The sequence below is a fragment of the Diaphorobacter caeni genome (assembly GCF_015354245.1).
Taxonomy (GTDB): domain Bacteria; phylum Pseudomonadota; class Gammaproteobacteria; order Burkholderiales; family Burkholderiaceae_C; genus Diaphorobacter_A; species Diaphorobacter_A caeni.
Genome location: NZ_JADKYZ010000003.1, coordinates 1 through 13,220, shown reverse-complemented (window position 1 = coordinate 13,220; position 13,220 = coordinate 1). Strand labels below are relative to the sequence as shown.

The 13,220-nt window shown below is 61.6% G+C and carries 12 protein-coding genes; 2 read left to right on the top strand and 10 right to left on the bottom strand.

Features of this window, described 5'->3' with window-relative positions:
• Positions 1-12 precede the first annotated feature (12 nt).
• Entirely contained in the window at positions 13-1,980 is a 1,968-nt protein-coding gene (locus ISG32_RS07810) for a large ATP-binding protein (protein ID WP_194770479.1), read from the top strand.
• Positions 1,981-1,987: 7 nt separating this feature from the next.
• Positions 1,988-3,952: a hypothetical protein gene (locus ISG32_RS07805; RefSeq protein ID WP_194770478.1), complete on the top strand. Its 1,965-nt coding sequence runs from the start codon at positions 1,988-1,990 to the stop codon at positions 3,950-3,952.
• Between the two features lie 102 nt (positions 3,953-4,054).
• Here ISG32_RS07805 and ISG32_RS07800 read toward each other — a convergent pair whose 3' ends face one another.
• From ISG32_RS07800 to ISG32_RS07755, 10 genes are all read right to left on the bottom strand, one after another.
• Positions 4,055-6,334, bottom strand: coding sequence for a helicase-related protein (locus ISG32_RS07800; protein WP_194770477.1), 2,280 nt, complete (start codon positions 6,332-6,334; stop codon positions 4,055-4,057).
• A 118-nt stretch (positions 6,335-6,452) separates the two neighbouring features.
• Positions 6,453-6,758, bottom strand: coding sequence for a hypothetical protein (locus ISG32_RS07795; protein ID WP_194770476.1), 306 nt, complete (start codon positions 6,756-6,758; stop codon positions 6,453-6,455).
• A 69-nt stretch (positions 6,759-6,827) separates the two neighbouring features.
• Entirely contained in the window at positions 6,828-7,139 is a 312-nt protein-coding gene (locus tag ISG32_RS07790; protein ID WP_106685122.1) for a hypothetical protein, read from the bottom strand.
• Between the two features lie 100 nt (positions 7,140-7,239).
• The gene (locus ISG32_RS07785; RefSeq protein WP_323745921.1) at positions 7,240-8,385 is read right to left on the bottom strand and encodes a DUF6094 domain-containing protein; all 1,146 of its coding nucleotides are present in this window, start codon (positions 8,383-8,385) and stop codon (positions 7,240-7,242) included.
• Between the two features lie 40 nt (positions 8,386-8,425).
• The gene (locus ISG32_RS07780; RefSeq protein WP_194770474.1) at positions 8,426-9,076 is read right to left on the bottom strand and encodes a hypothetical protein; all 651 of its coding nucleotides are present in this window, start codon (positions 9,074-9,076) and stop codon (positions 8,426-8,428) included.
• Between the two features lie 84 nt (positions 9,077-9,160).
• Positions 9,161-9,568, bottom strand: coding sequence for a hypothetical protein (locus ISG32_RS07775; protein ID WP_012205969.1), 408 nt, complete (start codon positions 9,566-9,568; stop codon positions 9,161-9,163).
• A 94-nt stretch (positions 9,569-9,662) separates the two neighbouring features.
• On the bottom strand, positions 9,663-10,361 hold the full coding sequence (locus tag ISG32_RS07770; protein WP_194770473.1) for a DUF3275 family protein: 699 nt from the start codon (positions 10,359-10,361) through the stop codon (positions 9,663-9,665).
• Positions 10,362-10,415: 54 nt separating this feature from the next.
• Positions 10,416-11,330, bottom strand: a complete 915-nt coding sequence (locus ISG32_RS07765; protein ID WP_194770472.1) for a DUF3577 domain-containing protein — start codon at positions 11,328-11,330, stop codon at positions 10,416-10,418.
• Between the two features lie 379 nt (positions 11,331-11,709).
• Positions 11,710-12,522, bottom strand: coding sequence for a GTPase (locus ISG32_RS07760; RefSeq protein ID WP_194770471.1), 813 nt, complete (start codon positions 12,520-12,522; stop codon positions 11,710-11,712).
• 280 nt (positions 12,523-12,802) lie between these two features.
• Positions 12,803-13,081 carry a uridylate kinase gene (locus tag ISG32_RS07755; RefSeq protein ID WP_194770470.1) on the bottom strand — a complete coding sequence of 93 codons (279 nt, stop codon included), beginning with the start codon at positions 13,079-13,081 and terminating at the stop codon, positions 12,803-12,805.
• Between the last annotated feature and the right edge of the window lie 139 nt (positions 13,082-13,220).

Sequence of the window (13,220 nt, the reverse complement as noted above, 5' to 3'; positions counted from 1 at the left end):
AGGGGGAAAAAGATGGCGCAACCCAAGGAGGAATGGCTGCACGCGATAGCAACTCGAGCAGAAGTGGAAACTGCCGCAGTTGAGGGTGTCCTTTCCGCCCACCGAATTCAACCTTCACCTGTACTAGCCCAACCTCGCAGGCTTGTTCTGCGAGAGATCGAGTTTTCTGGCGAGAAAGACGGCGTCGCGAATGCTGGCGCCTTCGCGTTTTCATGGACGGCCCTCGATCACGGACTGTGGGCCAAGCTTTCTGAGCACAACCTGCGGGGCAAATCAACCATCATCGAAATCGTTCGATGGATGATAAGAGGAAGACCGTCAAGCAACCTGCAAGATGATGTGCGGCGATGGGTCCATGCCGTACGGCTGGGATTCTTCCTTGATTCAGACGAATACGAGATCGTTGCCAAGACTCAGGGCGAGCCTATCGGCAGTCTGTACCGCATTCGCGCGGCTAACCCTAACGGAGGAGAGCCGGGAAGAACCGTTCTTGCCAACTTTGCCAACGATGGTGAATTCGAAGCAGTCATGGCGGATTTCTTCATGCGCACGTTCGCGATGGATCCGATATCGACTTGGCGACAGGGAAAAGAAGACGAGGGTCAGTCGGTAACACATAGCTGGGTAGCGTTTTCAGGTGCCATGTTCATTGGCACAAACTACGAGGTACTCCTTGGTGACATGCCGGTCACTACGGGCATCACATCGCGGTTGATGCAGATGTACCTCGGCGTCCCGTGGGTTTCAACACTCGCTGCTGCAAAGACCGCGCACCAGATCGTTGAACAAGCTGTTCAAATTTCTGCGAAAAAAAATCAACAGGGACATGAAGCGACCAAAGCGCGTATTGCAAGCATTAGCGCCCAACTGGCAGAGAAGCGTGCCGAGCTAGCGAAGATTCCAAGCGATGAGGCCGTGCGCAACGCTATTGATGCCGATGCGACCGAACTGACTGATGTTCGGCGCCAAGAGCGAGCCGTGATCGAATATGCGGAACGCGCCGTTGCCTCGCTCCGCCAACTAACCACCGTCTACCAGGAAGATCGGCGGGACCTCCAGACACACATGGATGCCATGTCCGCGACGGCAGTGTTTCGTCGCCTGGAGCCGAAGTGCTGCCCTCGCTGCGATCATACGATTTCCAAGGCGAAGAAGGAGCTTGAAAGCTCCACCCACTCATGCTCTGTTTGCGGTGAATCAATCACGGACTCCGAAGACGGCGAGGCGATCAAGACTGAACTGCAGGAGCGGGTTGCGGCATCCGAGGCTGCAGTAGTTAGCGCTTCGGCCAAGAAGGAAAAAGCGGAAAATGAATTGGTCGCTCTTCGAGGAAAAATTGATCTCCTACAAAGCCGCCTTGAGTCGGCTTCCAAGGAGCTAGGTTCCGCAGTGCGGCGGCAAGAGGCCGCAATGGCCGTGGCGGCTCTGGAAGGTCGGCTGGAAGAGGCCTCAATTAGCCCAGTTGCCCAAGCTGACGACCGAAGCGACGAACTGAAAATTCTGTCTGCTGTCGTGGCGGAAACAGAGGCTCGTGTTAAGGCCGTTCGTGACGGATTGCTCACCGATGTTTCTGCACGCTTGGTCGAATATGCCAAGGCCTTCGGGATGGAGAACTTGTCGGACGCATCACTGAAAGGAAACGCAGCTCTGTCGTTGGTCAAAGGGGGAGTGCCCACGAGCTACAGCAAGGTGACGGAAGGCGAGAAGCTGCGTCTGAAGGTGGCTGCAGTTCTTGCGATGATTGAAATTGCCGAAGCTCGCGGTATTGGCCGGCACCCGGGATTGCTCATGATTGATTCCCCTGCTGCTCAAGAGGTATCCCCCGTCGACGTGGATCACCTTGTTTCCGGGCTTCAGACCGTTTCCGCCAAGCTTCCGCATTTTCAGGTGTTTGTTGCCGGTATCTCATCCAAGGCGATAACCGATCACATACCGGAAGCGAACCGCCGTGAGGTTGCCGGTAATGCCTTCCTATGGTAACCGCCGCATGCACCCGATCGAAGCCGAACTCATAGAGGTTGTGAAGAGTGGGCGAGACTGGCAGTTGGAAGATCTTGGCGGGATCACGAAGCTAGCGCCGGTTGCACGATCGCTCGGTAGTACGCCCATAATGCCCGAGCTGCTTCATCCGCTTTTGTCAGGGTGGAGCGATGCCAAGGCAGCTGATAGAGACGTGCACAAGGGTGTCCTGCGCGATCTGCTGGAGGTTGCGACAACAGATTTCGTACTTCTTGAGACGGTCGATATCCTCGAACATCATCGACCGCTGCCGGACGATGGAGATGAGTGTTGCTTCATGCTCTTCCTGGCAAAGGCAGCAACTGACGACCATTCGCTCTCTGGGCTATCGCGCGGCGCGGCGCTTGATGGTGCGTTTCGCTGGGCCGGCGACAACAGACGCTGGCAGCTTCGCTTACTGGACTTCTTCCTTGGTCTTGCACCAGGCGACGACACAGAGTTCCTGCGACGGGCCGCCAAGATTGTCGGCGTCGCTTTTTCGCACTGGCGCGACAAGGAGCTGGTCGAGGTTTTGCACAAACTGGCTCAACTCGAAGCGGTCCGGCCCGAGGCAGCATTCGAGTTGGGGATGGCGGCTCTTGCTGAAGCCATGGATAAAGCGGACAGCAACGCAGCAGTCTCGGCCTTCCGTGACGCCAGAGACTGGTTTGGTGAGTCCGACGGAGTATCTGATTACCGTCCTCAAGCCAGCTTGTACCTCGATGGCCTCGACCTACTCCTGAGCTTCCACAGCGGTGCCGCAAGCGCATCGCTCAGTGCCGTGAGCACCCGCGTTCAGGAGCACGCGTTCGAGCTGCACGCCTGGTCCGGAAGCTCCGGCCCACCGTGGCTGGGGGCCAGACAGACCGAGGCGGTGTGTTGGAGCGCGTTGGCCAGTGCCGTTGCGGGACTGGCAGGCGCACTTGACGAGCCGAGTTGGTGGGAACCGGCAGTTGTCATCGAGGAAAGTCTCCTGTCTGTGTACAGCGCAGGTCGATCGATCTTGCGTCGAGATCAGCATGGTGGTGTCGAAGCGATGGTCAGGCCTCGAATACGCGCAAGTGTCGCCACGCGGGCCGGACAGGCGCATCAAGTTCGCACGTGGCTCCAGCAAAACGCGACCCACGAATGGACCGCGGAAGCGCAAGATCTGATTGCACAGATTGATGCTTTCATTGAACAGTCAGGCAGTCCGGAAAACCCTCCTGAGGCGGCGAGTGAACGGACCTCGCTCGCCGCCATCATCACAGGGTCCAACATTCCGGAAGAACAGAGGAATGTCCTTCTCGGTGTAGTCGCAAACGCCATGTCTCTGCAACTTGCCAACATGACAAGTGCCGAAGCCGATGTCATCGAACGCTGCTGTAACGAAGTTCGGGGACACAACGACTACAGCGCGAACACGAACGGGGCACGTCTCTTCGATACTGTGCTTCTCTGGTTGGTCCGTTTTATGTTCAATCGCTTGGAATTGACTAAGGGCGACGACCCAACTGGAGCTTATCTCTTCGAACGCGATGACGGCGCACTGCCTCACGAGGACGAACTACAGCAGGATTTTTTTCGCTGGGTGGCAACGTTTGCTGCAGGGAGCGACCTCGAACCGACAAACATCGCGAGTGGCAGAGCCGATATACGCCTGAAATCTGGCCCAGAACGTCTCGTTGTCGAGGTGAAACGCGAGGAAAGGGACTGCTCTTTTGATGCGCTTTTCAATTCGTACGCAGCACAAACAGCGGATTACCAGAACGTCAGCATCCGATTGGGCGTGCTGTTGGTGCTCGACTTGGCGACACCCAACCGCGAAGGCACCCCGCATCTGACGAGCTTGTTTGAGGTCCGCAGTGTCCGTCGCCTAGGTGAGAATCAATCTCGATTTATCTTAATTGTCAAGGTTCCAGGTCGGCGCAAGAGACCGAGCGATCTTACAAAGCTTGCCAGAACCAACCGATAGCAGCTGCTCTGCGCTTGCTGGATTCCGTGGAAATGTTATTAGTTAGTAAAAACACAGCCATGCCCACGACAAACGTGGGCATGGCTGCAAGGCGGGAGGAAATCAGGCGGCGACCAGTTGCCGGGCCAGTGCGACCTCGACGGAATCACCATCCTGGTTCAGGACATCCAGTCCCGATTCGGGCACGTCGCCCGAGGTGGACTGCGAGACCATGATCTTCTTGGCCATCAGTTCCAAGCAGGTCATCTGCGAAGAACCGGCGTAGCCGAGGTAGATCACGCGCACCGGCAACGTCTGCCCGATGCGCCAGGAGCGGCGTGCCGCCTGCTGGAGCGAATACACGTTGTAGCCACTCTGCATGAACACGATCGTCGGAAACTCCAGCAAGTCCAATCCCGTCTTGACCAGCTCGGGATTGGTGACGAGCACGTCGATGCCACGATCCAGTTGCTCGGCGATCCAGTCTTCGCGGCGGCTGGCATCCACGCTTGCGCGCAGCACCGCCACCTTGAAGCCTTCCTGCTCCAGCAGCACCTTCAAACGCGACGTGGTGTCGCGTGTGCCGGTATAGACCGTGTAGGCCAGCACCTTGCGGCCCTGTGCCTTCTCCTCTTTGCAGATGTCGATCAGCTCGCGCTCTTTCGGCGTCACCTCGAACTCGTTGAACTGAGCCGGGACGAACGCCAAGGTGTTGCGCGTGCGCGGATGCACCACGGTTTCCGACCGGAAGCAGCAATCCGGCCAGGCCAGCAGTACGTTGAGCACCACGCCCAGCAAGGTCGTATCACGTCGCGCCAGAGCTTGCTTCAGCTCCGCGGTCAGCCGGCCCGCCAGGTCGCGATAGGCCGCGGCTTGCGCCACGTCCATCTGGACTTCACGAAACTCCTCGTCATACGGCGGCAGGACGTTGCCGCCAATGTCCTTGAGCTTGAGGAAGATGGTGAATGGCAGGATGCACCGCAAGACCCCTTTCGGCCCGAAGCCGGGAGCCTTGACCGTGCGCACCGATACCTTGGTGCCCTTGGCCGTCTTGTGCGCCGTGCCGGTGCTCTCGGAGTAGATGTCCTTGAGGACACCGTGGTCCCGCATGAACGCCATCGCGGCCGACGTCATGCTGCCGCTCGTGGTCGGGCGATAGCCGTCTTCGAGCATCCGCCCGGGAAGGGCTCGGAACAACAGGTAGAACAGGTCGTCGCCGTAGCCACCCATCAACGTGCCGGTCAGCAGCAAGGTCTTGCGAGCCTTCGCCGCCAACACGCCCATGGCCTGGCCCTGGGCACTGCCCCCGTTCTTGTACTCGTGCGCCTCGTCGGCGATGAGCAGGTCGAACGTGCCTTGCGGCAGGTAGCGTTTGATGAACTCGGACGGCTGATAGCCGCCCTCGCCAAAGCCGAACTCCATGTTGGCCATCGCACGTTCCATGCGCGTGGCCTGACGGTCGGAAAACACCAGCTCGCCGTTGCCATCCATCAGGTTGATGAACTCATGGATGTTGTCGCCCAGCATCGAGGCCAGGAAGCCATCGCCGAACTTCTGCATCAGCTTTTGCGCGGTGACTGCCCCGATGGTGGGGATGCGCTTCAGGGCTTTCAGCACGGCCGACGACTGATCACTGCCAGACAGGCTGCGCGGGCGGATCAGCGTCCACAGGGGTGCGGCGCAATGGCTGCACTTGCGGCGGGACTCCTCGGCTTCGAGCGCGACCGGGTTGACCGGCTCGCCGTCGAGGTCGGTGATGACCGTGCCGCAGTCCGGGCACGCTGCCACGTCACCGTGGCGGGTGCGCCGCTGGGTGAAGACGGGCTTCCAGTGGAACCCCATCCGCATCCTGACGCGGCCCAGGACGAAGAACTCCTGGCCCGTGGGCTGCACACCCAACTGCTCGCGCAGCTTGATGAGCTTGACCAAGGTGTCGGGGCCATTGAGCACCCACACTTTGGCGCCCGCCACCGTCTCCTGGATCTCGCGGCGCCACTTGTAAACAAGGTGCGGCGGCGAGAGAACCAGGGTACGACGGTAGCCTTCGGCGTTGAGGACGGCGGCCGTGGCGATGCCGACGGTCGTCTTGCCGCAGCCCATCTCGCCATTGACGATCGCGGCGCGTTCGCCACGATCGACCAGCAGCTCGGCAGCGGCATGGACGACTTCGGCCTGGGCCTGGAACAGTTTGCGCTTGAGGCTGGCGACGACGAGTTGGCGATGCGCCTGCGGCTGGCCGGCATAGACCGGCGGGTTGGCGCGGTTGAGGGAGTCGAGCAGTTCGTCGCCGAACTCGCCGACGAAATCCTGAAGGCTCAGGGTCAGAGGGGAAGATTCCGCGTCGAGCAGTTCGCCCTGTACGGACGTGGCTTCGGCGGCGGTGGTTTCGAGATCGAGGGACATGGTGATGCTCCAAAGAAAATGGGGCATGCACCACCCCAGCGGGGCGATGGCATGCCCCGTGGTGGGAAGAGAGACGGCGAACCTGCAGGCGCTTGTGGCCTGCGGTGACAACTCAGGGTCAGTACTCGGACGGCAGCACGATGTGGGTCGCGTTGCGATCTGCTTCGGTGAAGATGCGGATGCTCAGGTCACGGGTGACGACGTAAAACGAGTCGATGCGTTCGCCAGACTCCAACGCAGCGTTGTTCTGCTGCCATTGGTAGTCCGCGACGTCGCCCCAGTCGCCACGCATGTGGCGTTCGAAAAGCGGCATGGGATCGAGCCGGCCTTCGTTCATCAGGCGTTCGACGCCTTCGCTGAACTCCAGTGCACCGATCTCGAACAGCCGTTTGCGGCGATGCTTGTCATGTTGGTTGGAGGTCATGTGGCTTCCTTCAGAGTGAAGGGGCTACAGCACCCTTGCGGGGTGTCGGTGGCCCCTCGTTGGAGAAGATCAGTACTCGCTGGGCAGCAGCAGCGTGGTGACGCTGCGATCCCATTCGGTGATGATCCAGAGCTTCAGGCCGGGTGCGACCTGGTAAGAAGAAAACAGGCGATCCTCACCGGACTTCAGCGCGGCATCGTTCTGCCGCCTGTCACTGTCGTCGAGGTCGCCCCAGTCGCCACCGAGGTGGCGGCGCAGGTAGGGAGTCGGGTTGAGCTGGCCCTGTTGGAGCAGGTCATCGACGCCGCAGGTCATGACCACCTGGCCTGGCGAGAAGCGCAGGCTCGGTGTCTGGCTGATGGAAAGTGCTTGGGCTGCCATGGAAGGCTCCTGGATATGGAGGGGCCACGGCACCCCATCGGGGCGACTGGACCCCGGTGGGTGGAAAAATCGACGGTGAACCGTCGGCGGTGAAAAACAATCAGCGAATGGTCAACACCTCGCCCCGTGTCGGGGAGCCAGGCGTCATGTCCCAGGCGCGGATGACGGGAACGAACTTGTCGGTGAGGATGCGCGTCTCGGCAATCGAGCCGTCTTCGCGTTCGGTGAATTCCCGCTGGAGCGTCTTGTCCTTGTGGGTGTCACCTTTGACGACGAGTACGCGCCCCGTCTTGGATTGCACGACTCCCGAGATCGCGCCCGCGGCCAGAGCGAGGGCGAGATGCCAGTGGGACAAGGCTCGCGCCGGAGGACGCAGCGTCTGCTGCGCGGCTCCCAACTGCGTATCCCGCGACGGCCAGAGGCCTTGCAGCCTGCCAACCTCATCGGCGAACTGCTCCGGCTCCATCGTCACGCGGAAGAAATGCCCCGGCTCTGCCGGGCTGGTGGGGACGATGTACGGCAGGAACGGCCATTCGCTCGGCAGCTCCTCGGCTTCGACTTCGCCAAGCCCAACCTGCAGCAGCAGATTGCGCACGGCCTTGACGCCATCGGGCGTCTGCTCGCGCTGGCGCACCCGGCGTCCGAAGATCACCACCTGCTTGAACTGCGTTTCCACCGCTCGGTAGATGCGCAGGTCGGTGTAGTGGCGCGTCAGCCAGCCGACCAGCTCGGCGTCGAGCACGTAGCCGGGAACGATGAAGACCAGCACGCCGCCGTACTGCAACATGGGCAGCGTGCGCTGGTAGAACAGTTTTTCGAGGCGGGCACGGCCCTGACCCTGATAGCCAATGTTGCCGTTGACGTCCTTGGACAGGTCGCCATATGGCGGATTGAGCCAGAGCAGCCCGAAGGACTGCTTGGAAATCATCGTGTCCATCAGATCCGCGTGCAGGCAGTGATCGACCAGGCTGCGGGCATGGCGCGCCCGCTCTGCGTCGAACTCGACGGCGAACGCTTTGGCCTGCTCGCGCCCGAGGGCATGAGCCGCTTCGGCAATCGCCACGCCTTCGCCGGCGCAGGGATCGAGGATGCACATCGGTCCATTGGATTCAGGCGCACTGGGCATCAGTGCATTGAGTGCTCTTTCGAGCGTCGGTTCGTCGGTCGGGAAGTACCCGTTCTTCACGAAATTGCGGGCGAGCCGCGGGAACATGAGAGCCATGGAAGTCTCCTGGTTGGCGGGGATAAATGGCGCAGGCGGGCCTTGGCGTACCTGCGCAGGTGGTTCAAGCCGCTACCGTTTCCGGCGTCCAAATCTTGGCCGGGTATGGGTAGGCGGTGAGCACGTCACTGCGGATCAGCGAGCCGAGCGCCTGGGTCAGCGCCGGCACGTCGATGGCGAGCCGATGGCCCACCAAAGGCCCGAGGGCGAATGGCAAACGGGTCAGCATCTCGCGGCTTTGCAGCAGTTCCAGCACGGTTTCGCGCCAGTGGTCGAGCAGTGGCAGTGGGCAGGTGTCCTGCACCAACGGCCACAGGCGGTCAAATCGGTGGTCGCTATCGCGGGGCAGCAATCCCAGTGCGCTGGCGTTGGCCTTGTCGGGCTTGACGCAGCGCCGATCGAACAGCCACACGTTGGACAGCGAACCGAACAGCGTTCGCCGGTAGGCGCGGGTCATGCGCTTTTCCAGGCGATCGACGTTGCCGACGAACACCGGAACGCTGCCACCCTGGTCGGTGATGAGGTGGAACTGCTCCAGTCCCTGCTCGTCGCGCCCGAGGGTCAGGCGAGCCAGGAACTGCTGGACGGCGGTGTCCCGCGCCCAGATCGACAGGAAGATCAGGTTGCCCTGGTCATCGCCGACGCAAGCGTCGGCCATCACGTCCGGGCATTCGTCGATGCGGTACAGCGTGGTGGAAGAAGTGTTTGCGGGCATGGTGGTGTCCTCGGATGAACGGGAACAGCACCGCCCGCAGGGGGCAAGCACTGCCCCTTGGGGTGGAAAAAAGGCGTCCCTGACTCAGACCGTCAGCGCCGTAGCTGGAGCTGTGGCTTCCTTGGATGTGCGCCGCCGCGCGTGGTAGGCGCGAACGCCTGCACGCCAGTCGGCGGATTGCTCCGGTGCGAGGTTCAGATAGGACAGCGGGCACGAGTAGTAGTACGGGTGCATGGATTCGTCCAGTGGCTTATAGCCCCACTGGCCGCCGCTGCGTTCCAGCAGATCGCAGCGGATGGTGCACAGGGACTGGCCCGGTGCGAGATCACGGTGTACGCCTTCGGCCTTGGCCGTCACTTGCACAACAGACCAGAGGACGTTGCCACGCAGCGCGTGGGCGATGACCTTCACGCTGGCGCGTTCGGTCTCTTGCGGTGCGATCAACTCCGCGATCAGTTCAGACCGCGATTGGGGTGAGAAATACCAGCCCATGAGAGGCCTCCTGGAAAAATTGAGCCAGAAGCCTCCCCGGTGGGGAAGACCCCCGGCGGGTGGATGAAGCACACCGCAGATGCGGTGCCCAGTACTACGCAGGTTGCAGTTCGGCCTGGCTGCTCCACTCCTGCGTCTTGAAGTCCAGCGCGTAGCCCAGTTCGCCCAGGCGGACGATCTGCGCGCGCAGGGTGCGGCGGTCGATGGTCGAATCCAGTTTCACGGACTCGCCCAGCGGCCAGAGCAAGCTGAACAGCGCGGCGTCGCCATCTTCGGTACTGCAGGGAGCAGTTGCCGCAGCGGGCGTCGGCGCATCCACGCCGAAGGGCGTGGTATCGACCAGCGGGTCTGTGGATGCCTGTACGGGTGCGGGCTTGGCGGGCCTGGAGGTTTTGCTGGGCTTGGCCGGTGTTGCCGGTGTTGTTGCAGGCTGTGCGCCCAGCTCTTCATCAAGTGGATCGAGGTCCTGGGTGGCGAAGCTGCGCGCCTCGTCACGGCTCAGTTTGTCGATGTCGTAGAGCGTCATTCCGTCCAGGCTGGCGCGGATCTCGAAGCGCATGCCGCCACCGACCGGGTAGGACTTCGGGAAGATGTACCTGATGATGAATTCCCCGTCGTACTTGCCTTCGGGGTATTGCTCCAACTCCGGGTCCTTGACCTCGAACGTACCGAGGTGCGTGGCGAGGCGACCGACCGTGAAGGGGCCGTTCTTGCCGCGGATGGTGCGCAGCGTGAGCTGACCGGGGACGATAATGGGCGAAACCGATTTCTCGGATGCCGATGTGGCAGCCATGATGGTTCTCCTTAGCGATTGGGAAAACGACAAGGCCCGCGAGGGCCTTGCCGATCAGAACGAAGCAGCCAATGCCGGCTCCTGCTCCTCGACTTCGCTTTCGGGCTCGCGCTCGGCGGGCTCGGTAGGCTGATCTGCAGCGGTGTCGGCGTCCTCGGCTTCGGGCGCGGGAGCGTCCTGGGCCGGCGGCGTATCGGCTTGCGCGGGGCTCGTCGGATAGACCTTGTTGCCGTCGATCTTGATCAGGCCAATGTGGATCAGTGTCGATTCCAAGCTTGCGGCCGGTTCCCCAGCGCGCTCACCCTTGGTGCGGATGTACGGATCGATCTTCATGTCGTTGAGACGGAAGGCGATCAGCACCTTGCAGTCCCCTTCGATGGCCTGCACGCACCGGCGAACCAGATGCTCGGCTTCAGGGGTGGTAACGATGGTGTCGAAGTACCGATACTCCGGTTCATCGACAGGCCCGGCCAGCGCGGCGACGGTGCAAGAGAGGAACGGGTCGCCATCTTTGGGCGTGACGTCCTTCGGACGGCTGAGGTAGCCGATGCCGCGGGTGATCAGCTCGTGCTGCCTGATCGAAGCCAGTTCGGCCCGGTCAAGCGGCTCGGCCTTGAGCAGTCGCGCCTTGAGGGACGCGGCGGCTTGGCCTTTCTGCTCACCCTTGTCGCGGATGTAGGCATCGCCCCACAGGTCGCCGAGGCGAAAGCGCACCAGTGGGCGCTGCTTGGGATCGTCAACGCCGATGTAGCGCTCGACCAGCCTCTTGGCCTCGGCACCCGAGACCTTGACGTCGAAATAGCGATAGCTGGGGTCCTTTGCGGAACCGACCAGCGCGGCGATGGTGCATGCCAGGAAGGGCTGCGCACGGCGGCCGCCCCGGACAGGCACTTCACGGGCACGCTGGATGTAACCGATGCCCGAGGTGTGGAGGTCGAAATACGATTTCTCGTTGGACGTGGTGCTCATGGTGAATCTCCATAGGGATGAAGCGGAGACACACCGGCCCCACGCTGCGGGGAAAGGTGCGTAACCCCGCGATGGGTTGATAAGGCGAAAGCATCCACCACCAGAGACTGGTGGCCGCCCGCGGATGGATGCGGTGCGAGCTGGCTCGGTCACGCAGTGGGAACTGCGCCGCAACCTCGAAGACCGATGGTTGCCTGGCATGTCGCTGACAACGTCAGCAAGCATGGGCTCAGCATGGCCGGGCCTCGCGCGCGAGACAGCCATCAATCGGCATCCGGGCGATTCCCTTTGATGAAATCTCACGCGGCAGAAAAAAGGCCCTCCTTCCGAATGGAGGGAGAGCCTGTGGGGGGCATGTCGCCTAGTTCTTTTCGTGGTGTCACGCCGGTACAGCGCGGCGCCGTCGGGACGTCTCCGCGCCGATCACGCTCACCTCGATCAGACGCCAGCGCCCGTCGTCGATGAGCCGCTCCAGCACTTCGCCGAGCATGTCGAAATACACCTCGTCGTGCCGATCGACCAACTCGCCGTCGCGGCACAGCTCCACCGCATAGGTATCGCTGCCGCGCTGGTAGAGGATCGTCACCTGGCCGGCGAACTTCGCGGTCGAAACCGTGAAACTGATCGCCGGAGGCGTTTCGATGATCCTGGACGGCTTCGGATCGACCCAGGTGAAGTCGTGGGCGCCCGCATCGACCAGCATGTGGGTGATGCGCCGGAACCCGTCGGGCGCCGGCATTTCCTCCAACTGCTCGATGAGATGACCCAGTTCCATGCACTGCGGCTCGGGAATGGGCAGCTTGGCCGGCGCGGAGCCGAGGATGTGTGTCTTGACGGTGTAGGGAGTGCCGTCGGACATCATCTCGGTGCGTTCTTCTGGCGTGTCCGCACGCAGACCGTCGAAACGACGACGGGCATAGGGTTGGACATGCACCTTGGTGCCCTCGCTGGGAACGGTGGTCACCAGGTTGGGATCGAGTACCGCGAACTCGCTGGGCTTGAGCTTGACGACGATGGCGTCTTCGCTGGCTGCGACCACCTTGCCGTCGAAGGGCTGGGGATCGATGACAAAGCCCAGTGTCGAGGACTGTGGCTGATCATCGAACACGCGGTACTTGAACGACCGCACGTTGCGCGGCACATGGCCTGCGACCAGCGAAGGCATCAGGGTCTTGATGAGAGAGCGATCCATGTGAATCTCCTTGAGGAAGAACAAGGGATTCCCCGCCCGCAAGGGATAGGTCCCTTGTGGGTGAATGGGCGCGATGCGTCCGTAGGAAGAAACAACCAGCACGGTTTCCCGCGCTTGCAGCCTTGAAGGGCTTGGCTGCCTGGGCATGTGTCGGCAACGCCGACGAACATGAGGCAAGGATGGCCCTGGAGTGAGTGGCCTGCGCGCAGGAAACCGCACCGCGCCGGACCCGCTTTCCTGCGCCGCGACAAGAAAAGGCCCCTCGAAAGGGGCTGGGTGGTCAGGCTTGGTACACGAAGTAGTGTTCACGCTGACGTGGAAAGAACACGTGCTTCCACGTGTCGCCGCCGGTGTTGCCGCCGTCGAAGACGAGCATTTCGTAGGCATCAATGTCGGTGTCGGCCAGATCGGCGCTGGCGATATGGCGCATGTGCAGCGTGCCGCTCAGGCGCTCGAATACCAGGATCTGGCCGATGGCATCGTCCTGGCCCATGGCATTGACGCAGGCTCCAAGCTGATGCTCGAAGTCGCGTGCGGGCGAGATGAGGTCGGGGAACATAAAGTGCTCCTAGGGGTCTCCTCGTTTTCAGTGCAATAAGTGACGGTACGAAAAGCTAGCACTGGCGCGGAGGTGGTGTTGGTAGATCGTTGATTTCATTGACTTTCCTGTTCACTTTCAAATCTGCGATTCGTGGCGT

Excerpts from the sequence above, each read along its gene's own strand:
- ISG32_RS07810 (WP_194770479.1), top strand. The coding sequence starts at position 13 with ATGGCGCAACCCAAGGAGGAATGGCTGCACGCGATAGCAACTCGAGCA.
- ISG32_RS07805 (WP_194770478.1), top strand. The coding sequence starts at position 1,988 with ATGCACCCGATCGAAGCCGAACTCATAGAGGTTGTGAAGAGTGGGCGA.
- ISG32_RS07800 (WP_194770477.1), bottom strand. The coding sequence starts at position 6,334 with ATGTCCCTCGATCTCGAAACCACCGCCGCCGAAGCCACGTCCGTACAG.
- ISG32_RS07795 (WP_194770476.1), bottom strand. The coding sequence starts at position 6,758 with ATGACCTCCAACCAACATGACAAGCATCGCCGCAAACGGCTGTTCGAG.
- ISG32_RS07790 (WP_106685122.1), bottom strand. The coding sequence starts at position 7,139 with ATGGCAGCCCAAGCACTTTCCATCAGCCAGACACCGAGCCTGCGCTTC.
- ISG32_RS07780 (WP_194770474.1), bottom strand. The coding sequence starts at position 9,076 with ATGCCCGCAAACACTTCTTCCACCACGCTGTACCGCATCGACGAATGC.
- ISG32_RS07775 (WP_012205969.1), bottom strand. The coding sequence starts at position 9,568 with ATGGGCTGGTATTTCTCACCCCAATCGCGGTCTGAACTGATCGCGGAG.
- ISG32_RS07770 (WP_194770473.1), bottom strand. The coding sequence starts at position 10,361 with ATGGCTGCCACATCGGCATCCGAGAAATCGGTTTCGCCCATTATCGTC.
- ISG32_RS07765 (WP_194770472.1), bottom strand. The coding sequence starts at position 11,330 with ATGAGCACCACGTCCAACGAGAAATCGTATTTCGACCTCCACACCTCG.
- ISG32_RS07760 (WP_194770471.1), bottom strand. The coding sequence starts at position 12,522 with ATGGATCGCTCTCTCATCAAGACCCTGATGCCTTCGCTGGTCGCAGGC.
- ISG32_RS07755 (WP_194770470.1), bottom strand. The coding sequence starts at position 13,081 with ATGTTCCCCGACCTCATCTCGCCCGCACGCGACTTCGAGCATCAGCTT.